Annotated in this window: 30 protein-coding genes; 1 reads left to right on the plus strand and 29 read right to left on the minus strand. The window is 62.2% G+C overall.

Annotated elements, in window-relative coordinates:
- Positions 1-69: 69 nt before the first annotated feature.
- The 23 genes from map to rpsJ all read right to left on the minus strand — a co-directional run bounded on the left by map (position 70) and on the right by rpsJ (position 13,072).
- Positions 70-897 (minus strand): type I methionyl aminopeptidase, encoded by an 828-nt coding sequence (gene map, locus ACFQ50_RS21870; protein ID WP_377997727.1) that lies wholly within the window; start codon positions 895-897, stop codon positions 70-72.
- Between the two features lie 113 nt (positions 898-1,010).
- Positions 1,011-1,580 (minus strand): adenylate kinase, encoded by a 570-nt coding sequence (locus ACFQ50_RS21875; RefSeq protein WP_175304999.1) that lies wholly within the window; start codon positions 1,578-1,580, stop codon positions 1,011-1,013.
- A 5-nt stretch (positions 1,581-1,585) separates the two neighbouring features.
- On the minus strand, positions 1,586-2,896 hold the full coding sequence (gene secY, locus ACFQ50_RS21880; RefSeq protein ID WP_377997728.1) for a preprotein translocase subunit SecY: 1,311 nt from the start codon (positions 2,894-2,896) through the stop codon (positions 1,586-1,588).
- A 196-nt stretch (positions 2,897-3,092) separates the two neighbouring features.
- On the minus strand, positions 3,093-3,578 hold the full coding sequence (rplO, locus tag ACFQ50_RS21885; RefSeq protein WP_377997729.1) for a 50S ribosomal protein L15: 486 nt from the start codon (positions 3,576-3,578) through the stop codon (positions 3,093-3,095).
- Entirely contained in the window at positions 3,578-3,784 is a 207-nt protein-coding gene (gene rpmD / locus ACFQ50_RS21890; protein ID WP_377949446.1) for a 50S ribosomal protein L30, read from the minus strand. Before rpmD ends, rplO begins: the two co-directional genes overlap by 1 nt.
- 3 nt (positions 3,785-3,787) lie before the next feature.
- On the minus strand, positions 3,788-4,504 hold the full coding sequence (gene rpsE / locus ACFQ50_RS21895; RefSeq protein WP_306924872.1) for a 30S ribosomal protein S5: 717 nt from the start codon (positions 4,502-4,504) through the stop codon (positions 3,788-3,790).
- Positions 4,501-4,884 (minus strand): 50S ribosomal protein L18, encoded by a 384-nt coding sequence (gene rplR / locus ACFQ50_RS21900; protein WP_003803763.1) that lies wholly within the window; start codon positions 4,882-4,884, stop codon positions 4,501-4,503. Before rplR ends, rpsE begins: the two co-directional genes overlap by 4 nt.
- Positions 4,885-4,886: 2 nt before the next feature.
- Positions 4,887-5,423 carry a 50S ribosomal protein L6 gene (gene rplF, locus ACFQ50_RS21905; protein WP_377997730.1) on the minus strand — a complete coding sequence of 179 codons (537 nt, stop codon included), beginning with the start codon at positions 5,421-5,423 and terminating at the stop codon, positions 4,887-4,889.
- A gap of 18 nt (positions 5,424-5,441) precedes the next feature.
- A complete protein-coding gene (gene rpsH, locus ACFQ50_RS21910; RefSeq protein ID WP_003803767.1) occupies positions 5,442-5,840 on the minus strand; it encodes a 30S ribosomal protein S8 in 399 nt (132 codons plus the stop codon).
- An 82-nt stretch (positions 5,841-5,922) separates the two neighbouring features.
- Positions 5,923-6,504: a 50S ribosomal protein L5 gene (rplE, locus tag ACFQ50_RS21915; RefSeq protein ID WP_331572343.1), complete on the minus strand. Its 582-nt coding sequence runs from the start codon at positions 6,502-6,504 to the stop codon at positions 5,923-5,925.
- Positions 6,504-6,863, minus strand: a complete 360-nt coding sequence (gene rplX / locus ACFQ50_RS21920; RefSeq protein WP_003803770.1) for a 50S ribosomal protein L24 — start codon at positions 6,861-6,863, stop codon at positions 6,504-6,506. Before rplX ends, rplE begins: the two co-directional genes overlap by 1 nt.
- A gap of 3 nt (positions 6,864-6,866) precedes the next feature.
- Positions 6,867-7,235, minus strand: a complete 369-nt coding sequence (rplN, locus tag ACFQ50_RS21925; RefSeq protein ID WP_003803789.1) for a 50S ribosomal protein L14 — start codon at positions 7,233-7,235, stop codon at positions 6,867-6,869.
- Positions 7,236-7,713: 478 nt separating this feature from the next.
- Positions 7,714-8,019, minus strand: a complete 306-nt coding sequence (gene rpsQ / locus ACFQ50_RS21930; RefSeq protein ID WP_076801234.1) for a 30S ribosomal protein S17 — start codon at positions 8,017-8,019, stop codon at positions 7,714-7,716.
- A complete protein-coding gene (rpmC, locus tag ACFQ50_RS21935; protein WP_377997731.1) occupies positions 8,016-8,345 on the minus strand; it encodes a 50S ribosomal protein L29 in 330 nt (109 codons plus the stop codon). Before rpmC ends, rpsQ begins: the two co-directional genes overlap by 4 nt.
- A 2-nt stretch (positions 8,346-8,347) precedes the next feature.
- Positions 8,348-8,764, minus strand: coding sequence for a 50S ribosomal protein L16 (rplP, locus tag ACFQ50_RS21940; protein WP_102973688.1), 417 nt, complete (start codon positions 8,762-8,764; stop codon positions 8,348-8,350).
- Positions 8,765-9,601: a 30S ribosomal protein S3 gene (gene rpsC, locus ACFQ50_RS21945; RefSeq protein ID WP_003803796.1), complete on the minus strand. Its 837-nt coding sequence runs from the start codon at positions 9,599-9,601 to the stop codon at positions 8,765-8,767. It lies immediately after the preceding gene.
- Positions 9,602-9,967, minus strand: a complete 366-nt coding sequence (gene rplV, locus ACFQ50_RS21950) for a 50S ribosomal protein L22 (RefSeq protein ID WP_003803798.1) — start codon at positions 9,965-9,967, stop codon at positions 9,602-9,604.
- A 38-nt stretch (positions 9,968-10,005) separates the two neighbouring features.
- Complete coding sequence (gene rpsS, locus ACFQ50_RS21955) at positions 10,006-10,287, minus strand: 30S ribosomal protein S19 (protein WP_003803803.1); 282 nt, start codon at positions 10,285-10,287, stop codon at positions 10,006-10,008.
- Positions 10,288-10,299: 12 nt separating this feature from the next.
- Positions 10,300-11,139 carry a 50S ribosomal protein L2 gene (gene rplB / locus ACFQ50_RS21960; RefSeq protein WP_003803804.1) on the minus strand — a complete coding sequence of 280 codons (840 nt, stop codon included), beginning with the start codon at positions 11,137-11,139 and terminating at the stop codon, positions 10,300-10,302.
- A 29-nt stretch (positions 11,140-11,168) separates the two neighbouring features.
- On the minus strand, positions 11,169-11,474 hold the full coding sequence (gene rplW, locus ACFQ50_RS21965; RefSeq protein WP_011692807.1) for a 50S ribosomal protein L23: 306 nt from the start codon (positions 11,472-11,474) through the stop codon (positions 11,169-11,171).
- Positions 11,471-12,091: a 50S ribosomal protein L4 gene (gene rplD, locus ACFQ50_RS21970; RefSeq protein ID WP_377997732.1), complete on the minus strand. Its 621-nt coding sequence runs from the start codon at positions 12,089-12,091 to the stop codon at positions 11,471-11,473. Before rplD ends, rplW begins: the two co-directional genes overlap by 4 nt.
- A 4-nt stretch (positions 12,092-12,095) precedes the next feature.
- Positions 12,096-12,746 carry a 50S ribosomal protein L3 gene (gene rplC, locus ACFQ50_RS21975; RefSeq protein WP_331572353.1) on the minus strand — a complete coding sequence of 217 codons (651 nt, stop codon included), beginning with the start codon at positions 12,744-12,746 and terminating at the stop codon, positions 12,096-12,098.
- A 17-nt stretch (positions 12,747-12,763) separates the two neighbouring features.
- Positions 12,764-13,072 (minus strand): 30S ribosomal protein S10, encoded by a 309-nt coding sequence (gene rpsJ, locus ACFQ50_RS21980; RefSeq protein ID WP_003803825.1) that lies wholly within the window; start codon positions 13,070-13,072, stop codon positions 12,764-12,766.
- Positions 13,073-13,465: 393 nt separating this feature from the next.
- On the opposite strand from rpsJ, the gene ACFQ50_RS21985 reads away from it, so the two are divergent.
- The gene (locus tag ACFQ50_RS21985) at positions 13,466-14,926 is read left to right on the plus strand and encodes a GH1 family beta-glucosidase (RefSeq protein ID WP_377997733.1); all 1,461 of its coding nucleotides are present in this window, start codon (positions 13,466-13,468) and stop codon (positions 14,924-14,926) included.
- A gap of 56 nt (positions 14,927-14,982) precedes the next feature.
- On the opposite strand, the gene ACFQ50_RS21990 is transcribed toward ACFQ50_RS21985, so the two are convergent.
- The 6 genes from ACFQ50_RS21990 to ACFQ50_RS22015 all read right to left on the minus strand — a co-directional run bounded on the left by ACFQ50_RS21990 (position 14,983) and on the right by ACFQ50_RS22015 (position 24,034).
- Entirely contained in the window at positions 14,983-15,108 is a 126-nt protein-coding gene (locus tag ACFQ50_RS21990; protein ID WP_377997734.1) for a hypothetical protein, read from the minus strand.
- A gap of 162 nt (positions 15,109-15,270) precedes the next feature.
- Positions 15,271-16,461, minus strand: coding sequence for an elongation factor Tu (gene tuf / locus ACFQ50_RS21995; RefSeq protein WP_102973690.1), 1,191 nt, complete (start codon positions 16,459-16,461; stop codon positions 15,271-15,273).
- Between the two features lie 255 nt (positions 16,462-16,716).
- On the minus strand, positions 16,717-18,831 hold the full coding sequence (gene fusA, locus ACFQ50_RS22000) for an elongation factor G (protein ID WP_377997735.1): 2,115 nt from the start codon (positions 18,829-18,831) through the stop codon (positions 16,717-16,719).
- A 69-nt stretch (positions 18,832-18,900) separates the two neighbouring features.
- Positions 18,901-19,371, minus strand: coding sequence for a 30S ribosomal protein S7 (gene rpsG, locus ACFQ50_RS22005; protein WP_003803829.1), 471 nt, complete (start codon positions 19,369-19,371; stop codon positions 18,901-18,903).
- 1 nt (position 19,372) lies between these two features.
- The gene (gene rpsL, locus ACFQ50_RS22010; protein ID WP_003803830.1) at positions 19,373-19,747 is read right to left on the minus strand and encodes a 30S ribosomal protein S12; all 375 of its coding nucleotides are present in this window, start codon (positions 19,745-19,747) and stop codon (positions 19,373-19,375) included.
- 387 nt (positions 19,748-20,134) lie between these two features.
- Positions 20,135-24,034 carry a DNA-directed RNA polymerase subunit beta' gene (locus ACFQ50_RS22015; RefSeq protein ID WP_377997736.1) on the minus strand — a complete coding sequence of 1,300 codons (3,900 nt, stop codon included), beginning with the start codon at positions 24,032-24,034 and terminating at the stop codon, positions 20,135-20,137.
- Positions 24,035-24,188 lie beyond the last annotated feature (154 nt).

The raw sequence follows: 24,188 nt of genomic DNA on the forward strand, positions 1-24,188 counted from the left end.
AATCCTTGGCTTTCCGGTTTTCCGGGTGTCGCCAGGGATTTTGCGCGTCGCACAGCTAAATGCGTGTCCTCAGGGGATCGGGACCGGCACCACGCCGAGGGGAGCGAGCCGGGCCGCGCCGCCGTCGGGCGCCGACAGCACCCAGATGCCCTTCTCATGGACAGCCACGGAATGCTCCCACTGGCAGGAACGTTTGCCGTCGGTGGTGACCACGGTCCAGTCGTCCTCCAGAATGGCCGTCTCGATGCCGCCGCGCACCAGCATCGGTTCGATGGCCAGGCACAGGCCCGGGCGGATCTTCGGGCCCCGGTGGCTGGTCCGGTAGTTCAGCACGTCGGGGGCCATGTGCATCTCCGAGCCAATGCCGTGACCCACATAGTCCTCGAGGATGCCCAGGGGTTTGCCGGGCACCGAGGAGACGTAGTCATCAACTGCGGCGCCGATGTCGCCCACGAACTTGCCCTTGGCCAGGGCGGCGATCCCGTGCCACATGGCCGTCTCGGTGACGTCGGAGAGTCGCTGGTCCTCCGGGTCCGGCGTTCCCACGATGACGGTCCGGGCCGAGTCGGAGTGCCAGCCGTTGACAATCGCGCCGCCGTCGATCGAGATGATGTCGCCGTCCTGAAGCACCTTGTCGCCGGGGATGCCGTGGACCACTTCCTCGTTGACGGACGTGCAGATCGTGGCGGGGAAGCCGTGGTAGCCCAGGAAGTTGGACTTGGCGCCCGCTTCCAGCAGCACCGCAGCGAAGACCTCGTCCAGCTGGCGGGTGGTGACGCCCGGGGCTGCCGCGGCCACGGCAGCATCGAGGGCGCGGCTCAGGACGAGCCCGGCCTCGTGCATGGTGCGCATCTGGGCGTTGGTCTTGTATTCAATGCGTGGCTGGCCGAATGCCATCAGCGGTGTTTCCTCTCAGTGTGCCCCTGCCCGGCAAGTTTCCTGGCCCGGGGCTAAATGCCGGAGGCCCCTCCCCATGGTCCGGGAGGAGCCTCGCAGCGTTGGAACCAATTTCAGGCGGCCTGCGCCTCTTTGATGGCCTGCATGACGCGGTCGGTGACCTCGTCGATCTGGCCGATACCGTCCACCTGGGTCAGGATGCCACGCTCGGCATACTTGGCCACAACAGCCTCGGTCTGCTCGTGGTAGAGGTCCAGGCGGTGGCGGATGACGGCCTCGTTGTCGTCACTGCGTCCGGTTTCCTTCGCGCGGCCCAGCAGGCGGGACACGAGTTCCTCGTCATCGGCGGTGAGCTGCAGGACGACGTCCAGCTTCTGGTCGCCGTCGGCCAGGATCTGGTCCAGGTAGTCAACCTGGGCGGTGGTGCGGGGGTAGCCGTCCAGCAGGAAGCCGTCCTCGACGTCGCCTTCGCTGAGACGGTCGCGGACCATCTTGTTGGTCACGCTGTCCGGGACGAAGTCGCCGTTGTCCATGTACTTCTTGGCCTCGACGCCGAGCGGCGTCTCGCCCTTCACGTTGGCGCGGAAGATGTCGCCGGTGGAGATCGCAACGACGCCGAGGCGTTCTGAGATGCGTTCCGCCTGCGTACCCTTGCCCGAACCCGGTGGTCCGATAATCAACATTCTGGTCATCGCAATAGCCCTTCGTAGTGACGCTGCTGTAGCTGCGCGTCAATTTGCTTGACGGTTTCCAGGCCAACGCCCACCATGATCAGGATCGAGGTGCCACCGAACGGGAAGTTCTGGTTTGCGTTGATCAGCACGAGCGCCACCAGCGGGATCAGTGCCACGAAGCCAAGGTAGAAGGCTCCGGGCAGCGTGATGCGCGACAGGACGTACTGCAGGTAATCCGCGGTCGGCTTGCCGGCACGGATACCCGGAATGAAGCCGCCGTATTTCTTCATGTTGTCGCTGACCTCTTCAGGGTTGAAGGTGATCGCGACATAGAAGTAGGTAAAGAACACAATCATGGCGAAGTACATCACCATGTAGATGGGGTGGTCACCGCGGGTCAGGTTGTTGTTGATCCACTCAACCCACGGCTGCATCGACTCCCCCGCCTTCGGCTGGTTGAACTGCGAGATCAACGCCGGCAGGTAGAGCATCGAGGAAGCGAAGATGACGGGAATGACGCCGGCCATGTTCACCTTGATGGGGATGTAGGTACTGGTGCCGCCCACAGTGCGGCGCCCGATCATCCTCTTGGCGTACTGCACCGGGATGCGGCGCTGGGACTGCTCCACGAAAACCACCAGGGCAACCGTGAGCAGGCCGATGGCCAGCACAATGAAGAACGTTCCCGGACCCTGTGCGGTCCAGATGGCGCCCAGCGAGGTGGGGAAGCCGGCAGCGATCGCCGTGAAGATCAGCAGCGACATGCCGTTGCCGACGCCCTTCTCGGTCACGAGCTCACCCATCCACATGATGAGGCCGGTGCCGGCCGTCAGCGTGATGACGATGAGGATCGTGGTGATGACGCTCTGGTCCGGGATGATGGGCAGGTTGCAGCCGGGCAGCAGCTGGCCGGACCGCGCCAGCGACACCAGCGTCGTGGCGTTCAGCAGGCCAAGGGCGATGGTCAGGTACCGCGTGTACTGCGTCAGCTTGGACTGCCCGGAGGCGCCCTCTTCGTAGAGCTGCTGGAAACGCGGGATGACCACGCGCAGCAGCTGCACAATGATGCTCGCCGTGATGTACGGCATGATGCCCAGGGCGAAGATGGAGACCTGCAGCAGTGCACCACCGCTGAAAAGATTGACGAGCTGGTAGATCCCGCCCTGGGTCTGCCCGTTCGACAAGCATTGCTGGACATTCTGGTAGCTCACACCGGGCGAGGGGATAAAGGCTCCCAAGCGGAAGATTGTGATGATTCCCAGCGTGAACAACAACTTGCGTCGCAGATCAGGCGTCCGAAACGCCCGGCCGAATGCGCTTAGCAAGCGTCCTCCTCAGTTGTTAATAAGTCTTGTGATGCAGGTCTATAAACCCAACAACCGAGTCTAACCGGTGTTTGCGGCATGCGAACAATCCGGAAGACCCAATAGGTATGAAAAAACTCCCGGCACAGGGGCCTCGGCCCCCGTGCCGGGAGTTTGCGCAGCAGGCTAATGCCCACCGGCTCCGGGACAGAATCCCTTAGAGCGCGGTGGTGCTTCCGCCGGCGGCAGCGATCTTTTCAGCGGCGCTGGCCGAGAATGCGTGGACGGTGACGTCAACCTTGACGGTGATGTCGCCGGTGCCAAGCACCTTCACGGGCTGGTTCTTGCGAACGGCACCCTTTTCGACCAGGTTCTCCACGGTGACGGTGCCACCTTCCGGGAACAGCTCGTTGAGCTTCTCCAGGTTCACAACCTGGAACTCAACCCGGAACGGGTTCTTGAAGCCGCGCAGCTTCGGCAGGCGCATGTGCAGCGGCAGCTGGCCGCCGGCAAAGCCAGCCTTTACCTGGTAGCGGGCCTTCGTACCCTTGGTACCGCGACCGGCGGTCTTACCCTTGGAGCCTTCACCACGACCAACACGGGTCTTGGCGGTTTTGGCACCCGGGGCGGGACGCAGGTGGTGAACCTTCAGAGCGCTCTGCTTCTCAGCAGCTGCGGTCTCGGACGTGTTCTTCTCTGCCATTACTTCGCCTCCTCAACATTCACGAGGTGCGGAACCGTGTTGAGCATTCCCACGGTCACGGCGTCGGCGGTGCGGACAACGGTGTGTCCGATCCGCTTCAGGCCGAGGGACCGCAGGGTGTCGCGCTGGTTCTGCTTGGCGCCAATGACGCCCTTAATCTGGGTGATCTCCAACTTGGCGTCGGAGGGAATCAGGTTCTTAGCCATGACTTAGACCCCTGCCTTCTGGTTCATCAGAGCCTTCACCAGTGCCGGCGGAGCGATCTCGTCAAGCGGCAGGCCACGGCGTGCTGCCACGGCTGCCGGCTCTTCGAGGCGCTTCAGGGCATCAACGGTCGCGTGAACGATGTTGATGGCGTTGGAGGAACCGAGCGACTTGGAGAGGATGTCGTGGATGCCCACGCACTCCAGTACTGCACGGACCGGACCACCGGCGATAACACCGGTACCGGCGGAAGCCGGACGCAGCATTACGACGCCTGCAGCCGCTTCACCCTGAACGCGGTGAGGGATGGAGTTGCCAACGCGGGGAACGCGGAAGAAGGACTTCTTGGCCTCTTCAACGCCCTTGGCGATAGCCGCGGGAACTTCCTTGGCCTTGCCGTAACCGACGCCGACCAGACCGTTACCGTCACCAACGACGACGAGTGCGGTGAAGCTGAAGCGACGACCACCCTTGACGACCTTGGAAACGCGGTTGATGGTTACCACGCGCTCGATGAACTGGTTCTTCTCGGCTTCACGTCCGCCATCGCGGCCGCCACGGCCACCGCGGTCGCCGCGGCCCTGGCCACGGTCGCCACGCTCGCCGCGACGGGCACCACCACGGCGGTCCTCGGTTGCGGGAGCAGTGGTCTCAGCAGCTGCGGCTTCGGTCGCCTTCTCTTCTGCAGACACAGTGTCCTTTTCCTTGTTTGCTTCGGTCACAGTGACAGCCCACCTTCGCGTGCACCGTCAGCGACGGCGGCGATCCGGCCGTGGTACTTGTTACCACCACGGTCGAAAACGACGGCTTCGACGCCGGCAGCCTTGGCACGCTCGGCGACGAGCTCGCCAACGCGCTTGGCCTTGGCGGTCTTGTCACCGTCGAATGCACGAAGGTCAGCTTCCAGAGTGGACGCGCTCGCTACGGTCTGGCCAATGGTGTCGTCGACAACCTGGACAAATACGTGGCGTGCGGAGCGGTTGACGACCAGGCGAGGACGTACAGCCGTTCCGGAAATGCGCTTGCGGATACGAAGCTGGCGGCGGCTGCGCGAAGCAGACTTGCTCTTGTTCGTACGCTTCTTGTTAATGGCGATGGCCATGGTTACTTACCAGCCTTTCCGACCTTGCGGCGGATGACTTCGCCCGCGTAGCGGATGCCCTTGCCCTTGTACGGGTCAGGCTTGCGCAGCTTGCGAATGTTGGCAGCAACCTCGCCGACCTGCTGCTTGTTGATGCCTGAGACAGAGAGCTTGGTCGGACCCTCTACTGCAAAGGTGATGCCAGCCGGAGCCGCAACGTTGACCGGGTGGCTGTAGCCCAGAGCGAACTCAAGGTCAGAACCCTTGGCCTGAACGCGGTAACCGGTACCGACGATTTCGAGCTTCTTCTCGTAGCCTGCGGTGACGCCCTGGATCATGTTGGCGATCAGGGTGCGGGTCAGGCCGTGGAGCGAACGGGAGGCCCGCTCGTCGTTCGGGCGGGTGACGGTCAGGGTGCTGTCTTCCAGCGCAACCTCGATCGGGCTGGCCACAGTGTGGGTCAGCTCGCCCTTGGAACCCTTGACGCTGACGACAGAGCCGTCAACCTTGACCTCAACGCCGGCAGGAACGGTGATGGGGAGACGTCCAATACGTGACATTATTCTCTTCCTTTCCCGTTACCAGACGTAAGCGAGGACTTCGCCGCCCACGCCCTTCTTGCCGGCCTGCTTGTCAGTCAGGAGGCCGGAAGAGGTGGACAGAATTGCGATACCCAGGCCACCCAGCACGTGCGGCAGGTTGGTGGACTTCGCGTAAACGCGGAGACCCGGCTTGGAGATGCGACGGACACCCGCGATTGAACGCTCGCGGTTCGGACCGAACTTGAGGTCGATGGTCAGCTTCTTGCCGACTTCAGCGTCCTCTTCCTTCCAGCCGGCGATAAAACCTTCGGCCTTGAGGATGTCAGCAACACGAGCCTTGAGCTTGCTGTAAGGCATGGAGACTGAATCGTGGTATGCCGAGTTTGCGTTACGCAGGCGCGTAAGCATATCTGCGACAGGATCTGTCATAGTCATTTGGGCACTTGCCCTTCCTCGTAACGGTTTCCGCCGTTCTGTCCCAGTGGAACCAGAGCGGCCGGACCTTTTACGTAGTTAATTAAGCTTCGGTTTTGAACGGGAAACCAAGCGCCTTGAGCAGCGCGCGGCCTTCGTCGTCGGTCTTGGCGGTGGTCACAACCGTGATGTCCATACCGCGGGTGCGGTCGATGGAGTCCTGGTCGATCTCGTGGAACATAACCTGCTCGGTCAGACCGAAGGTGTAGTTGCCGTTGCCATCAAACTGCTTGCCGCTGAGGCCGCGGAAGTCGCGGATACGGGGCAGGGCCAGCGTGACCAGACGGTCCACGAATTCCCACATGCGGTCGCCGCGCAGGGTTGCGTGTGCACCAATGGGCATGCCTTCGCGCAGCTTGAACTGGGCGATCGACTTGCGGGCCTTGGTGACCTGCGGCTTCTGGCCGGTGATCAGGGTGAGGTCGCGGACAGCGCCGTCGATCAGCTTGGAGTCCTTGGCGGCATCTCCAACACCCATGTTCACTACAACCTTGACCAGACGGGGAACCTGGTTCACGTTCTCGTACTTGAATTCCTCAAGAAGCGAGCTCTTGATGGAATCGGCGTACTTGGTCTTCAGACGAGGAACGATCTTCGTTGCCGGAGTCTCGAGAGTCTCAGTCATTAGATGTCCTTCCCGGAGCTCTTGGCCACGCGGATGCGGACGGTCTTCTTGACGCCGTCCTTCTCAACGGTGTCGAGGCGGAAACCAACGCGGGTCGGCTTCTTGGTGGACGGGTCAACGAGAGCCACGTTGGAAACGTGGATCGGAGCCTCGACAACCTCGATGCCGCCGGTCTTGGTGCCGCGCTGCGACTGGCCGACCTTGGTGTGCTTGGTTACGCGGTTGATACCCTCAACCAGCACGCGGTTGGTGTCCGGGAACACGCGCAGAACCTTGCCCTGCTTGCCACGGTCGCCGCCGCGCTCAGCCTTGGCGCCAGTGATGACCTGAACCAGGTCACCCTTCTTGATCTTAGCCATGGACTAGAGCACCTCCGGAGCCAGAGAAACGATCTTCATGAACTTCTTGTCACGGAGTTCACGACCAACCGGTCCGAAGATACGGGTACCGCGGGGGTCGCCGTCGTTCTTCAGGATGACGGCTGCGTTCTCGTCAAACTTGATGTAGGAACCATCCGCACGGCGGCGTTCCTTCTTGGTACGGACGATGACAGCCTTGACGACGTCGCCCTTCTTTACGTTGCCGCCCGGAATTGCATCCTTGACGGTTGCGACGATTACGTCGCCAATGCCTGCGTAGCGACGGCCAGATCCACCGAGAACGCGAATGGTAAGGATTTCCTTAGCACCCGTGTTGTCGGCGACCTTGAGTCGCGACTCCTGCTGAATCACTATTTACTCCTTGCGTCGCGCCGGTTCTCAGACCGAAAATCTTTCTACGGAATGAGCCTTGCGGAACGGTTGATCGGGGTGTCTCTTGACCTGACTGGATTTTGCCAGACCAGGCCTAAACGCCCGTGCCACAAACAGTTGCTTCCCAAGCCCGTGGAGGCGCAAGGGGGCACTATGCCGTGGCACGATTGTTTACGAGGTTTGCTGTCGGCGCACAACAGGCGCCATACAAACTCAAAATCTTAGCATAGTTTGGGCCAGGCTCCATATCACCTGCGGCCACTCCCCCGCAACGTACGACGGCGTCACGCAGGGCGGCCTTTTGGCCCACCGGCGGTGACACTCCCCCGCAAAACCTGGCCGCCGTCGTCGTACGCGTCCCCAAAACCTGCGCCGCGTGACGGACGATCCCCCGCTTAATGGGGAAACCCCCGCTCCCAAAGGGAACGGGGGTTTCCATGCAGCAAGGCTGCGGGTGTTACTTGGCCTTTTCGAGGATTTCCACGAGCCGCCAGTTCTTGGTGGCGGACAGCGGCCGGGTCTCGGCGATGACAACCAGGTCGCCGATGCCGGCGGTGTTCTGCTCGTCGTGTGCCTTGACCTTGGAGGTGCGGCGGATGACCTTGCCGTACAGGGCGTGCTTCACGCGGTCTTCAACCTGAACAACGATGGTCTTGTCCATCTTGTCAGAGACCACGTAGCCGCGACGCGTCTTACGGTAACCGCGCTGCTCAGCCGTAGCTGCCGTAGCAGTTTCCGTCACGTTCTCGTCCTTTTCACTCACTTGGCGTCCTCCTCAGTCTCAGCCTCGGCCGGCGTTTCCGCCTTCTTAGCTGCAGACTTCTTGGACTTCTTTTCTTCCTTGGCTTCCACAACCGGTGCGGCAACCTCGGCACGAATGCCCAGCTCGCGCTCACGGAGAACGGTGTAGATGCGTGCGATGTCCTTCTTTACCGCGCGCAGACGACCGTGGTTCTCCAGCTGTCCGGTGGCGGACTGGAAACGCAGGTTGAACAGCTCTTCCTTGGACTTGCGGAGTTCCTCAACGAGACGCTCGTTGTCGAAACCGTCCAGCTGTGCGGGTGCAAGATCCTTTGACCCAACTGCCATTTCTATTCACCACCTTCGCGACGCACAATGCGTGCCTTCAACGGGAGCTTGTGGATCGCCAGGCGCAGGGCCTCGCGAGCTACCTCATCACTGACACCGGAGAGTTCAAAGAGAACCCGGCCCGGCTTGACGTTGGCGACCCACCATTCCGGCGAACCCTTACCGGAACCCATGCGGGTTTCGGCAGGCTTCTTGGTCAGCGGACGGTCCGGGTAGATGTTGATCCAGACCTTACCGCCACGCTTGATGTGGCGGGTCATCGCGATACGGGCAGATTCGATCTGACGGTTCGTGACGTATGCCGGGCTCAGGGCCTGGATGCCGTACTCACCGAAGGAGACCTTGGTGCCGCCCGTGGCAGCGCCGGAACGACCCGGGTGGTGCTGCTTACGGTGCTTGACTCGACGTGGGATAAGCATTTAAGCCTGTCCTCCTTCTGCTGCCTGTGCCGGAGCTGCTGCCTCGGCTGCCGGAGCTGCAGCAGCAGGTGCTGCGTCGGCTGCCGGACGGTCGTTACGACGACGGCGGTCACCACGGTCAGCGCCACCCGGGCGACCCGGACGGTCGCCGGAGCGGCCGCGGGACGGAGCAGCAGCTGCCTGCTGAGCCAGTTCCTTGGAGGTGACGTCGCCCTTGTAGATCCAGACCTTCACGCCGATGCGGCCGAAGGTGGTCTTGGCTTCGTAGAAGCCGTAGTCGATGTTCGCGCGGAGGGTGTGCAGGGGCACACGGCCTTCACGGTAGAACTCCGAGCGGGACATTTCTGCGCCACCCAGACGGCCCGAGCAAGCGATACGGATACCCTTGGCACCGGCACGCTGTGCGGACTGCATGGCCTTCTTCATCGCACGGCGGAATGCCACGCGGGAAGTCAGCTGCTCTGCAACACCCTGGGCAACAAGCTGGGCTTCCATCTCGGGGTTCTTGACCTCGAGGATGTTCAGCTGGACCTGCTTGCCGGTGAGCTTTTCGAGCTCGCCACGGATGCGGTCTGCCTCGGCGCCGCGGCGGCCGATGACGATGCCCGGACGTGCCGTGTGGATGTCCACGCGGACACGGTCGCGGGTGCGCTCGATCTCAACCTTGGCGATGCCGGCGCGCTCCATGCCCGTGGACATGAGCTGGCGGATACGGATGTCTTCGCGAACGAAGTCCTTGTACCGCTGGCCGGACTTGGTGCTGTCAGCGAACCAGTGCGATACGTGATCGGTGGTGATGCCGAGTCGGAACCCGTGCGGGTTTACTTTCTGTCCCACTTAGCGAGCCTCCTCTTTCTCCGGGGTAGCGACTACCACGGTGATGTGGCTCGTGCGCTTCTTGATCTGAAATGCACGACCCTGAGCACGCGGCTGGAACCGCTTCATGGTCGGGCCTTCATCAACAAACGCTTCGCTGATGATGAGGTCACCTTCGTCAAACGCAACACCGTCGCGGTCCGCGAGGACCCGGGCGTTGGAGATTGCCGACTGAACTACCTTGAATACCGGCTCCGAAGCTGCCTGGGGGGCAAACTTCAGAATTGCCAGAGCCTCGTTCGCTTGCTTTCCACGAACAAGGTTGACGACGCGCCGGGCCTTCATAGGCGTTACGCGGATGTGGCGCGCAATTGCCTTGGCTTCCATTGCTTTCCTTCTCTCGTCTTTGACGTAAGTGCAGGCGCCTAGCGGCGCTTGCCCTTACGGTCGTCCTTGACATGGCCGCGGAATGTCCGCGTGGGAGCGAATTCGCCGAGCTTGTGCCCGACCATCGACTCGGTGACAAACACCGGGATGTGCTTGCGTCCGTCGTGCACGGCGATCGTGTGCCCGAGCATGTCGGGGATGATCATCGAACGGCGGGACCAGGTCTTGATGACGTTCTTGGTGCCCTTTTCGTTTTCCCTTGCGACCTTCACAAAGAGGTGCTGGTCAACGAAAGGACCTTTTTTCAGGCTGCGTGGCATGTGTCCAGGCTCCTATCGCTTGTTCTTGCCAGTACGACGGCGACGAACAATAAGCTTGTCGCTCTCTTTGTTGGGGCGGCGGGTACGGCCTTCAGGCTTACCGTTCGGGTTGACCGGGTGACGACCACCGGAGGTCTTACCTTCACCACCACCGTGCGGGTGGTCAACCGGGTTCATGGCGACACCACGGACGGTCGGGCGAACGCCCTTCCACCGCATACGGCCGGCCTTGCCCCAGTTGATGTTCGACTGCTCGGCGTTGCCGACCTCGCCGATCGTGGCGCGGCAGCGCACGTCAACATTGCGGATTTCGCCGGAGGGCAGACGCAGCTGGGCGAAACGGCCTTCCTTGGCGACGAGCTGAACAGAAGCACCGGCGGAACGGGCCATCTTGGCGCCGCCGCCCGGACGCAGCTCAACCGCGTGGATAACAGTACCCACGGGGATGTTGCGCAGGGGCAGGTTGTTGCCAGGCTTGATGTCAGCGTTGGCGCCGGCTTCCACGAAGTCGCCCTGGGAGAGCTTGTTCGGGGCGATGATGTAACGCTTGGTGCCATCAACGTAGTGCAGGAGGGCGATGCGAGCCGTGCGGTTCGGATCGTACTCGATTTCGGCAACGCGGGCGTTGACGCCGTCCTTGTCGTGGCGACGGAAGTCGATCAGACGGTACTGGCGCTTGTGCCCACCACCCTTGTGACGGGTGGTGATCTTACCGGTGTTGTTACGGCCGCCCTTTTTGGGCAGCGGACGTACCAACGACTTTTCCGGCGTCGACCGCGTGATTTCGGTGAAGTCAGCTACGCTCGAGCCGCGACGGCCCGGCGTAGTCGGCTTGTATTTACGGATTCCCATAATTTATTTCCTCGTTAAAGTGGTCTCCGCTACGCGAGCGGACCGCCGAAGATGTCGATAGTGCCTTCTTTGAGGGTCACAATGGCACGCTTGGTGTTCTTGCGGGTTCCCCATCCGAATTTGGTGCGCTTGCGCTTACCGGCACGGTTGATGGTGTTGATCGATTCGACCTTGACGGAGAAAATCTTCTCCACGGCCAGCTTGATCTCGGTCTTGTTCGAGCGGGGGTCCACCAGGAAGGTGTACTTGCCCTCGTCGATCAGGCCGTAGCTCTTTTCCGAGACGACGGGTGCAAGCACGACGTCGCGCGGGTCTTTGATGGTGGCTGCGCTCACTTGGCATCCTCCTCGTTCTTTGCAGCCTTGTCAGCAACGAATGCTTCGTAGGCAGCGTTAGTGAAGATTACGTCGTCAGAAACGAGCACGTCGTAGGTGTTCAGCTGGTCCACGTACAGGACGTGAACTTCCGGGAGGTTGCGCACGGACAGTGCAGCAACATCGTTGGAACGCTCAATCACAACGAGCAGGTTCTTGCGCTCGGAGACGCCGCGCAGGGCTGCCAGTGCTGCCTTGGAGGACGGCGTGTCGCCGGCAACCAGTTCAGAAACGACGTGGACGCGGCCGTTACGGGCACGGTCAGAGAGTGCGCCGCGCAGGGCAGCAGCAATCATCTTCTTGGGGGTCCGCTGGCTGTAGTCACGCGGGGTGGGACCGTGGACAACGCCACCGCCGGTCATGTGAGGAGCACGGATGGAACCCTGACGGGCGCGGCCGGTACCCTTCTGCTTGAACGGCTTGCGGCCTGCACCGGAAACTTCGGCGCGGGTCTTGGTCTTGTGGGTACCCTGGCGAGCAGCAGCGAGCTGGGCAACGACGACCTGGTGCAGCAGCGGCACGTTGGTCTGAACGTCGAAGATCTCTGCAGGCAGGTCAACCTTGACAGTGTTAGCCATTGAACTAGGCTCCCTTCACGGCGGTGCGTACGAGTACGACCTGGCCGCGGGCACCGGGAACGGCGCCCTTGATCAGGAGCAGCGACTTCTCGACGTCAACCGCGTGGACCGTGAGGTTCAGCGTGGTGTGACGAACGGCGCCCATGCGGCCGGCCATTTTCATGCCCTTGAAGACGCGGCTCGGGGTGGATGCGCCACCGATTGAACCGGGCTTACGGTGGTTCTTGTGGGCACCGTGGGAAGCTCCAACGCCGTGGAAGCCGTGACGCTTCATAACACCGGCGAAGCCCTTACCCTTGGTGGTGCCTACGACGTCGATCTTCTGGCCGGCTTCGAAGACCTCTACGGAGAGCTCCTGGCCCAGCTCGTACTCAGCAGCATCTGCGGTACGGAGTTCGACGACGTGACGGCGAGGCGTGACGCCTGCCTTTTCAAAGTGACCAGCCAGCGGCTTGGTGACCTTGCGGGGATCGATCTGGCCGTAGCCGATCTGAACGGCGACGTAGCCATCAGTCTCTGCGTTACGCAGCTGGGTGATGACGTTCGAGTCAGCCTGGACAACAGTGACGGGGATGAGCTTGTTGTTCTCGTCCCAGACCTGGGTCATGCCGAGCTTCGTGCCCAGCAGGCCCTTTACGTTACGGGTTGCGGTCATAGTCTCTCAGCACCTCCCTACAGCTTGATTTCGATGTTCACGTCGGCCGGCAGGTCGAGACGCATGAGCGAGTCAACAGCCTTGGGCGTGGGGTCGATGATGTCGATCAGACGCTTGTGCGTGCGCATTTCAAAGTGCTCGCGGCTGTCCTTGTACTTGTGGGGAGAGCGGATAACGCAGTACACGTTCTTCTCCGTGGGCAGCGGCACCGGGCCGACTACCGTTGCGCCTGCGCGCGTGACCGTCTCAACGATCTTCCGTGCTGAAACGTCAATGACCTCGTGGTCGTATGACTTCAGCCGGATGCGGATTTTTTGTCCCGCCATGTCGCCTGACTCTCTTTCAGTAAGTGCTGCTCTGTTTACTTGCGTGTTGTGTGGCTGCCGAAGCAATTGAAGTCGTAACTACCACCCGCCGCACAAGCTGAATCCGGATGAATCCGGGTTCCTCAACCTGCCGGCGCACCCGACCCCCGCGGTCGGGCGTGTCGCGCTGTGCAAAACGCACGAGCCCGCAGTTCCTTGGGGGTTGGGTTATGTTTGGGCTTCAACCTGGACCCTGACACCCGGCATTATCCGGATCGGGACGCGAAAAAGCGCTTGAACAACTCATCTAGTATGCCGGAAATTATCCGAGTAAGCGAATCGGGCCCTTCGGCCGCCGGTCACGCTGGCCAAACGCTCATTGCCGCCGGCAATCATCGGTTGGATGATGGGTAAATGGCCGTGCAGAACGCCGACGCCGGCAACGACGCAGCCAACCCGGATTCAGTGCAAAACCTTGCCGGACGCCTGCGCCCGGATTTCACCCTGGGCGTTGCTGCCGCGGCCTTCCAGATCGAAGGCGCCATCGCGGCGGACGGGCGCGGGCCGTCGGGCTGGGACGCCTTTGCCGCCACGCCGGGCAACATCCTCAACGGGCACTCGCCGCAGGTGGCCTGTGACCACTATAACCGCGTGCCGGAAGACGTTGCCCTCATGCGCGAGCTCGGCATCGACTCCTACCGCTTCTCAATCTCATGGCCCAGGATCCATCCGGAGGGCCACGGCGCAGCCAACCCGCGGGGCCTGGACTTTTATGACCGGCTGGTTGACCTGCTGCTGGCGGCAGGCATCTCCCCCATGGCCACGCTCTACCACTGGGACACTCCCCTTCCGCTTGAGCGCAATGGAGGGTGGATGAACCGCGCTACGGCCGAACGCTTCGCGGAATACGCGGCGGCAGCCGGCAAACGGCTCGGCGACCGGGTGGCGCAGTGGGTGACGCTCAACGAGCCCGTGTCCGTCACGCTGAACGGCTACGCACTCGGCGTCCACGCACCCGGCCGCGACCTGCTCTTCAAGGCGCTGCCTTCGGTCCACCACCAGCTGCTCGGCCACGGACTCGCGGTCCAGGCCCTGCGCGCCGCCGGCGTGGCCGGGACCATCGGCGTCACCAACCTGCACTCCCCCGTACGCCCTGCCACCCGCCGGCTGGCGGACAGGCTGCTGGCCAAGGTCTGCGACCTTGTCCTCAACCGGGTGTACGCCGATCCCATCTTGCTGGGACGATATCCTGCCCCGCCGCTTGCCGCGCGCCCGTGGTTCAGGTTTCTGTCCCGGACGTCCGACGACGACCTCCGCCTGATCAGCCAACCGCTCGACTTCTACGGGGTGAACTACTACTACCCTGTGCGCGTGGCCGCAGGCCAAGGACCGACGGACACCCCGGCAGGCAATGCGCAAGCCATGGCGCGGGTGCCGTTCCATTTTGCAGCTTTCCCCGAGTACGCCACCACGGGCTTCGGGTGGCCGGTGGCACCGGACCACCTGGGCATCCTGCTGCGGGAGCTCAAGGACAGGTACGGGACGGCCTTGCCGCCGGTCTATATCACCGAGAGCGGCGCAAGCTTTCCGGAGCCCGAACACGTGACCGGCCCTATCGCGGACTCGGGGCGCATCGACTACCTGGCGCACCACCTGGACCAGGCGGTCAACGCCACTGGACCCGGCGGCATCGCGCAGGACGTGCAACTGCTCGGCTACTTCGTCTGGACGTTCATGGACAACTTCGAATGGGCCGCCGGGTATTCACAGCGTTTCGGCCTCGTGCATGTGGACTTCGATACCCTGAAACGGACGCCCAAGAAGTCCTTCTATTGGCTTCAGGCACTGAACCGGGCACGCTCGCGCACGGCCTGAGGGCCGGCCAACCCGCGCCTGGCGACCGGCCGCCGGATCTACCGGTCCTTGTTGGCCTACTGGTTCTTGTTCGCCCGGTTAATCCGCTTGGCACGCTCAATCTCGTGGCGGAAGTGCTTTTTCGCCCAAACCACGCCCACCACCACGGCGGCAATCACCAGCAGGAAAATTAGCCAACCCATGATGCTCCCTCGTTGTCGCTGATCTGTCGCGAGCACTAACCCTATCAGGGACCAGGCGCGGTCCGCAGGCAGGAACCGCAGAGACAAAAACAGCCCCGCTGCCAAGGGCAGCGGGGCTGTTTTCGAAGATCAGGCCGGTAACCGGCCCGCGATCAGCAAGAGTTACTTGTTGATCTTGGTGACACGTCCCGAACCAACGGTGCGGCCGCCTTCACGGATAGCGAAGCCGAGGCCCTCTTCCATAGCGATCGGCTGGATGAGCGCAACGGTCATCTCAGTGTTGTCGCCGGGCATAACCATTTCCGTGCCTTCCGGCAGGGTGATAACGCCGGTTACGTCCGTGGTACGGAAGTAGAACTGCGGGCGGTAGTTCGAGTAGAACGGGTTGTGACGTCCGCCTTCGTCCTTGGACAGGATGTAGACGTTGGCCTCGAAGTCGGTGTGCGGGGTGATGGAACCCGGCTTGACGACAACCTGGCCACGCTCGACGTCGTCGCGCTTCAGACCGCGGAGCAGCAGGCCACAGTTCTCGCCGGCCCATGCTTCGTCGAGCTGCTTGTGGAACATCTCGATACCGGTAACCGTGGTCTTCTGGACCGGGCGGATACCGACGATCTCGACCTCAGAGTTGATGGCGAGGGTACCGCGCTCGGCGCGACCCGTCACAACGGTGCCACGACCGGTGATGGTGAAGACGTCTTCGATCGGCATCAGGAACGGCTTGTCGCGGTCACGTACGGGGTCCGGAACGGACTCGTCGACAGCAGCCATCAGGTCCTCAACGGACTTGACCCACTCGGGGTCGCCTTCCAGGGCCTTCAGGCCGGAAACGCGGACAACCGGTGCTTCGTCGCCGTCGAAGCCCTGCGAGCTCAGGAGCTCACGAACTTCCATTTCGACGAGGTCGAGGAGTTCCTCGTCGTCAACCATGTCTGCCTTGTTCAGCGCGACCAGCAGGTAGGGAACACCAACCTGGCGGGCGAGCAGAACGTGCTCGCGGGTCTGAGCCATCGGGCCGTCAGTAGCGGCAACCACGAGGATTGCGCCGTCCATCTGAGCAGCACCGGTGATCATGTTCTTGATGTAGTCAGCGTGACCCGGAGCGTCTACGTGTGCGTAGTGGCGCTTCTCGGTCTGGTACTCAACGTGGGAGATGTTGATGGTAATGCCGCGCTGACGCTCTTCCGGAGCAGAGTCGATCGACGCGAAGTCACGCTTCTCGTTGAGAGTCGGGTACTTGTCGTACAGCACCTTGGAAATGGCGGCCGTCAACGTCGTCTTACCGTGGTCAACGTGACCGATGGTACCGATGTTAACGTGCGGCTTAGTCCGCTCGAACTTTGCCTTTGCCACAGGTTCCTCCTAGAACGTTTTTCAAATGGCTTACCTTCGACCGCGCTTATCGCGGCAGAAACTCCAGTAAGTCTACTTGGGGGCTTTGGATTGGTGAAATTGCAGATTCAGGAACTAATACTAGTGCCTAAAGCCTGTTCGTGCTGATGGCCGGAACCGGGCCGGAACCAGTGTTCCGGCCATCCGCACTAGGTGTGTTCCGCAGAGGAAACGCACCTGGTTTTTCGCAGCTTGTCGCGTGGACAGTCCTGGGGACTATTCGCCGCGGGACTTCTGGATGATCTCGTCGGCAACTGCCTTCGGGACCTCGGCGTAGCTGTTGAACGTCATGGAGTACACAGCGCGGCCCTGGGTCTTGGAACGCAGGTCACCGATGTAACCGAACATGCCGGACAGCGGAACGTGCGCGCGGACAACCTTGACGCCCTGTGCATCTTCCATGGACTGCATCTGGCCACGGCGGGAGTTGAGGTCACCGATAACTTCACCCATGTATTCCTCAGGGGTGCGGACCTCGACATCCATCAGCGGTTCGAGCAGAACAGGGTTCGCCTTGCGTGCGGCTTCCTTGAAAGCCATACGGCCGGCGATCTTGAACGCCATTTCCGAGGAGTCAACATCGTGGTAAGCGCCGTCAATCAGCGTTGCCTTGATGCCCACAACCGGGTAGCCGGCCAGGACGCCGTCGTTCAGCGCATCCTGGATACCGGCGTCGACCGACGGGATGTACTCGCGGGGAACGCGGCCACCGGTGACCTTGTTCTCGAACTCGTACAGCTCGCCTTCGGAGGTGTCCATCGGCTCGATCGCAATCTGGATCTTTGCGAACTGGCCGGAACCACCGGTCTGCTTCTTGTGCGTGTAGTCGTGACGCTCTACAGCACGCTTGATGGTTTCGCGGTAGGCAACCTGCGGCTTACCAACGTTTGCCTCGACCTTGAATTCGCGGCGCATGCGGTCCACCAGGATGTCCAGGTGGAGCTCGCCCATGCCGGCGATGATGGTCTGGCCGGTGTCTTCGTTGAGGGAGACCTGGAAGGTCGGGTCCTCAGCGGAGAGCTTCTGGATGGCCGTGGAGAGCTTCTCCTGGTCACCCTTGGTGTTCGGCTCGATGGCAACCGAGATCACGGGCTCCGGGAAGCTCATGGACTCGAGGACGATCTGGTTGGAGGAGTCGCACAGGGTGTCGCCCGTGGTGGTGTCCTTCAGACCGATGGCTGCGTAGATGTGGCCCGCGGTAGCGCCGTCGACCGGCATTTCCTTGTTGGCGTGCATCTGGAACAGCTTGCCGATGCGCTCCTTCTTGCCCTTGGTGGAGTTAACCACCTGCGCGCCTGCTTCCACGTGACCGGAGTACACGCGAACGAAGGTGAGCTGGCCGAAGAACGGGTGCGCGGCGATCTTGAACGCCAGTGCAGAGAACGGCTCTTCGGAAGAAGGCTTGCGGGTCAGTTCCTTCTCTTCGTCGCGGGGATCGTGACCGATCATCGGCGGGACGTCGAGCGGGTTCGGCAGGTAGTCGACGACAGCATCGAGCATCGGCTGAACGCCACGGTTCTTGAACGCGGAACCACAGAATACCGGGTAGATCTCGGAGTTGATCGTCATCTTGCGGATGCCGGCCTTGAGTTCGTCGATGGTGATTTCTTCACCTTCGAGGTACTTCTCCATGAGTTCTTCAGAGGACTCTGCGACGGCTTCCACGAGGTTTGCGCGGTATTCCTCGGCCTTGGCCTTGAGGTCTTCCGGGATTTCGCGGATTTCGTACTTGGCGCCCATGGTGACGTCACCCTTGGCATCGCCAGGCCATACGAGCGAACGCATGTACAGCAGGTCAACGACGCCGATGAAGTCGTTCTCGGCACCGATCGGCAGCTGCATAACCAGCGGCTTGGCACCGAGGCGGCTGATGATGGTGTCTACGGTGAAGTAGAAGTCAGCGCCGAGCTTGTCCATCTTGTTGACGAAGCAGATACGCGGAACGTTGTACTTGTCAGCCTGGCGCCAAACGGTCTCAGACTGCGGCTCAACGCCTTCCTTGCCATCGAAGACGGCAACTGCACCGTCGAGGACGCGCAGGGAGCGCTCAACCTCAACCGTGAAGTCCACGTGGCCCGGGGTGTCGATGATGTTGATCTGGTTGTTCTCCCAGAAGCAGGTCACGGCGGCAGACGTGATGGTGATGCCGCGTTCCTTTTCCTGTTCCATCCAGTCAGTGGTCGAAGCGCCGTCGTGCGTTTCGCCAATCTTGTGGTTCACACCTGTGTAGAACAGGATGCGCTCGGTGGTGGTGGTCTTGCCGGCATCGATGTGGGCCATGATGCCGATGTTGCGGACCTTACTAAGGTCTGTAAGCACGTCCTGTGCCACGGTGTCTCCCTTTCGGATGGACTACGCGTTCGCCGCCGGCTCGTCTGAGCCGGCGGCGTCCGGGAAGTTTTACCAGCGGTAGTGGGCGAAGGCCTTGTTGGACTCGGCCATCTTGTGGGTGTCTTCGCGACGCTTCACAGCGGCACCGAGACCGTTCGAGGCATCCAGGATTTCGTTCTGGAGGCGCTCGGTCATCGTCTTTTCGCGGCGGGCCTTGGAGTAGCCGACCAGCCAACGCAGGGCGAGGGCGGTGGAGCGGCCCGGCTTGACCTCGACCGGAACCTGGTAGGTGGCGCCACCGACACGGCGGGAGCGGACCTCGAGGGAAGGCTTGACGTTGTCCATGGCCTTCTTGAGGGCTGCAACGGGGTCGCCGCCGGACTTCGCACGGGCACCTTCGAGTGCACCGTAAACGATGCGCTCTGCGGTGGACTTCTTACCGTCAACCAGCACCTTGTTGATCAGCTGGGTAACCAGCGGGGAGCCGTAGACGGGATCTGATACGAGCGGCCGCTTCGGGGCCGGACCCTTGCGAGGCATATTACTTCTTCTCCATCTTTGCGCCGTAGCGGCTGCGTGCCTGCTTACGGTTCTTGACACCCTGGGTATCGAGGGCACCGCGGACGATCTTGTAGCGGACACCGGGGAGGTCCTTCACACGACCACCACGAACGAGCACAATGGAGTGCTCCTGGAGGTTGTGGCCAACACCGGGGATGTAGGCGGTAACTTCAATACCACCGTTGAGGCGCACACGTGCAACCTTACGCAGAGCCGAGTTCGGCTTCTTCGGGGTGGTGGTGTAGACGCGGGTGCAAACACCGCGGCGCATCGGGCTGCCCTTAAGCGCGGGAGCCTTGGTCTTTGAGACCTTCGGCGTGCGGCCCTTGCGGACCAGCTGGTTAATCGTAGGCACTTTCGTGTTCTCCGTTTTTTTGATCTCTGCCCCCGCGCCAGGCGTCAGCCTGTCTGTGCGTGAGAGCTTTGGCGTTGTCCTTGCGGCCTAGGTACGAAACCAGGTGGGCGTGCAAAAGTGCGGCATTCGTTGCGCACGTAGCCCGCAACCCGGAAACAGGCTCCGCCCAACATCATGAGAACAAAACCAAAATGATGTTGCGGCGGCCTTCATCCACTGCCACACAGAACAATTACACAAAGTCTAGCATGGCTTGATCTGGAGCCTGAATCGGGTGTAGGGGGCGGACGACGACGGCGGGTACCGGCCGCCGTCGTCGCGCCCCAAAACGGGAAGGACCCCGCACTCACCGAGTGCGGGGTCCTTCCTTGGATTACAGACTTTCGGTCAGCGGAAGTCGTTTCCGAGGTCGTAGTCATCCAGCGGGATGGCGTGGAACTCGGGAGCTCCGTCGCCGCCCAGCGTGTCGTAGGAGAAGTCGCTGAACGCGCTCGGGCCGGTGAACAGGTTGGCCTTTGCTTCTTCAGTCGGCTCGACCGTGATCTCGGTGTAGCGCGGGAGGCCCGTGCCGGCCGGGATCAGCTTACCGATGATGACGTTCTCCTTGAGGCCGAGCAGCGGATCGCTCTTGCCTTCCATGGCCGCCTGCGTCAGGACGCGGGTGGTCTCCTGGAAGGAAGCTGCGGACAGCCAGGACTCGGTGGCCAGCGACGCCTTGGTGATACCCATGAGCTCGGGACGGCCGGAAGCCGGCGTCTTGCCCTCGGATACAACGCGGCGGTTGGCGTCCTCGAACCGGCTGCGCTCTGCCAGCTCACCGGGGAGCAGGTCGGAGTCGCCGGATTCGATGACCGTGACGCGGCGCAGCATCTGGCGGACGATGACTTCCACGTGCTTGTCGTGGATGCCAATGCCCTGGCTGCGGTACACGCCCTGCACTTCGTCCACGAGGAACTTCTGTGCGGCACGCGGGCCCATGATGCGCAGGACCTGCTTCGGGTCAACCGGGCCGTTGATGAGCTTCTGGCCCACCGTCACGTGCTGGCCGTCCTCGATCAGGAGGCGCGACCGGCGCAGGACCGGGTAGGCGATCTCTTCGGAACCGTCGTCCGGAGTGATCACCAGGCGCATCTGGCGCTCGGATTCCTCGATGGTGATGCGGCCGGCTGCTTCCGCAATCGGCGCCACACCCTTCGGGGTACGGGCTTCGAAGAGCTCCTGGATACGGGGCAGACCCTGGGTGATGTCGTCGCCACCGCTGGCGGAAACAGCACCACCGGTGTGGAACGTACGCATGGTCAGCTGGGTACCGGGTTCACCGATGGACTGCGCGGCGATGATGCCCACGGCTTCGCCGATGTCCACGGTCTTGCCGGTGGCCAGCGAACGGCCGTAGCACAGGGCACAGGTTCCTACGCTGGACTCACAGGTGAGCACGGAGCGGACCTTGACCTCGGTGATGCCGGCTGCGAACAGCTCAGCGATCACGACGTCGCCGCAGTCGGTGCCGGCCGGAGCCAGGACGTTGCCCTTGGAGTCGACGACGTCCACGGCCAGCGTACGGGCGTAGGCGCTGTTCTCGACGTTCTCGTCCAGGCTCAGCTCACCGTTGGCGTCAGCCACGGCGATCGGGGTGACGAGGCCGCGCTCGGTACCGCAGTCCTCTTCACGGACAATGACGTCCTGCGAGACGTCCACCAGACGACGGGTCAGGTAACCCGAGTTGGCGGTACGCAGCGCGGTGTCGGCAAGACCCTTACGCGCACCGTGCGTCGCGATGAAGTATTCCAGCACCGACAGGCCCTCACGGTAGGAGGACTTGATCGGACGCGGGATAATTTCACCCTTCGGGTTGGCCACCAGGCCACGGATACCCGCGATCTGACGCACCTGCATCCAGTTACCACGTGCACCGGAGGACACCATGCGGTTGATGGTGTTCATCGGCGACAGGCTGTCACGCATCGCCTGGGCGATCTCGTTGGTGGCCTTGTTCCAGATCTCGATCAGTTCCTGGCGACGCTCGTCGTCGTCGATCAGGCCCTTGTCGTACTGTCCCTGGATCTTGGCGGCGCGCTCCTCGTAACCGGCAAGGATGGCCGGCTTGGACTCCGGAACCTCGATGTCGGAGATGGCGACGGTGACGCCCGAGCGGGTGGCCCAGTAGAAACCGGCGTCCTTCAGGTTGTCCAGCGTTGCGGCCGTGACAACCTTCGGGTAACGCTCCGCGAGGTCGTTGACGATCCGGGACAGCTCGCCCTTGTCGGCAACAGCCTCAACCCAGGGGTAGTCCTCGGGCAGGGTCTCGTTGAAGAGAACCTGGCCCAGCGAGGTGTCCACCAGTGCGGGCTGACCCTGCTCCCAGCCTTCCGGAGCTTCCCAGCCGGCGTAAGGAACAAAGCCCTCAAGACGGATCTTGACCTGGGAGTTCAGGTGCAGCTCGTGTGCGTCGAACGCCATGATGGCCTCGGACACCGAACCGAAGACCCGGCCCTCACCAGCTGAACCGACACGCTTGGTGGTCAGGTGGTAGAGGCCGATGATCATATCCTGCGAAGGCAGGGTCACCGGACGGCCGTCAGACGGCTTCAGGATGTTGTTGGACGACAGCATCAGGATGCGTGCCTCAGCCTGGGCTTCGGGGCTCAGCGGCAGGTGGACTGCCATCTGGTCGCCGTCGAAGTCAGCGTTGAACGCGCCGCAAACCAGCGGGTGAAGCTGGATTGCCTTGCCTTCAACAAGCTGCGGCTCGAATGCCTGGATGCCGAGGCGGTGCAGGGTAGGTGCACGGTTGAGCAGCACCGGGTGTTCGGTGATGATCTCTTCCAGCACGTCCCAGACCTGCGGACGGTAGCGCTCGACCATGCGCTTGGCCGACTTGATGTTCTGCGCGTGGTTGAGGTCAACCAGGCGCTTCATCACGAACGGCTTGAAGAGCTCCAGTGCCATCTGCTTGGGCAGGCCACACTGGTGCAGCTTCAGCTGCGGGCCGACGACGATGACCGAACGGCCGGAGTAGTCGACGCGCTTGCCGAGCAGGTTCTGGCGGAAACGGCCCTGCTTGCCCTTGAGCATGTCGCTCAGGGACTTCAGCGGACGGTTGCCCGGACCCGTGACGGGACGGCCGCGGCGGCCGTTGTCGAAGAGGCTGTCAACAGCTTCCTGAAGCATGCGCTTCTCGTTGTTGACGATGATCTCCGGGGCACCCAGGTCAAGCAGTCGCTTGAGTCGGTTGTTGCGGTTGATCACGCGGCGGTAGAGGTCGTTGAGGTCGGAGGTCGCGAAGCGGCCACCGTCCAGCTGGACCATCGGGCGCAGTTCCGGCGGGATCACCGGGACGGCGTCCAGCACCATGCCGAGCGGGCTGTTGTTGGTGGTCAGGAATGCGTTGACCACCTTCAGGCGCTTCAGGGCGCGGGTCTTGCGCTGGCCCTTGCCGTTGGCGATGATGTCGCGCAGGTTGTCGGACTCGGCCTGCATGTCGAAGTTCTCAAGGCGCTTCTTGATGGCCTCGGCACCCATGGAGCCCTCGAAGTACATGCCGTAGCGGTCACGCAGTTCGCGGTACAGGCCCTCGTCACCTTCGAGGTCGGCGACCTTGAGGTTCTTGAAGCGGTCCCAGACCTGCTCGAGGCGCTCGATCTCGGCGTCGGCGCGCTTGCGGACGTTCGCCATCTGGCGGTCAGCGGAGTCGCGTGCCTTCTTCTTGTCGGCAGCCTTCGCGCCTTCGCCCTCGAGACGGGCAAGCTCGTTCTCAAGGTCGCGGGCGATCGCAGCGATGTCGGAGTCGCGGTTGTCGATCAGCTGCTTCTTCTCGACGTCATGCTCAACCTGCAGGTTGGGAAGTTCCGCGTGGCGGTTTTCTTCGTCGACGCTGGTGATCATGTAGGCAGCGAAGTAGATGACCTTTTCGAGGTCCTTCGGAGCCAGGTCAAGGAGGTAGCCCAGGCGGGACGGAACACCCTTGAAGTACCAGATGTGGGTAACGGGAGCAGCCAGTTCGATGTGGCCCATGCGCTCACGGCGCACCTTCGCGCGGGTGACCTCAACGCCACACCGCTCACAGATGATGCCCTTGAAGCGCACGCGCTTGTACTTGCCGCAGTAGCATTCCCAGTCACGGGACGGCCCGAAGATCTTCTCGCAGAAGAGGCCGTCCTTCTCGGGCTTGAGCGTGCGGTAGTTGATGGTTTCCGGCTTCTTAACCTCGCCGTACGACCAGCCGCGGATGTCTTCCGCGGTGGCGAGGCCGATCTGCATGAGGCCGAAGGAGGATTCGCTGGACATATGGTCCCTGTTCTCTCTTGTTCTCTAAATTCTGAAGTCTTGTTTGCGGGGAGAGGGAGGGGGCCCCCGGCGGGGGGTGAACCACCACCCGGGGGGCCCCCGCATCAACAAAGCGAAGGTGGGGGGGGGAGGGAGAGAGCGAACCGATTCCCGG

This window comes from Arthrobacter sp. NPDC056493, from assembly GCF_042795115.1.
Lineage (GTDB): Bacteria > Actinomycetota > Actinomycetes > Actinomycetales > Micrococcaceae > Arthrobacter.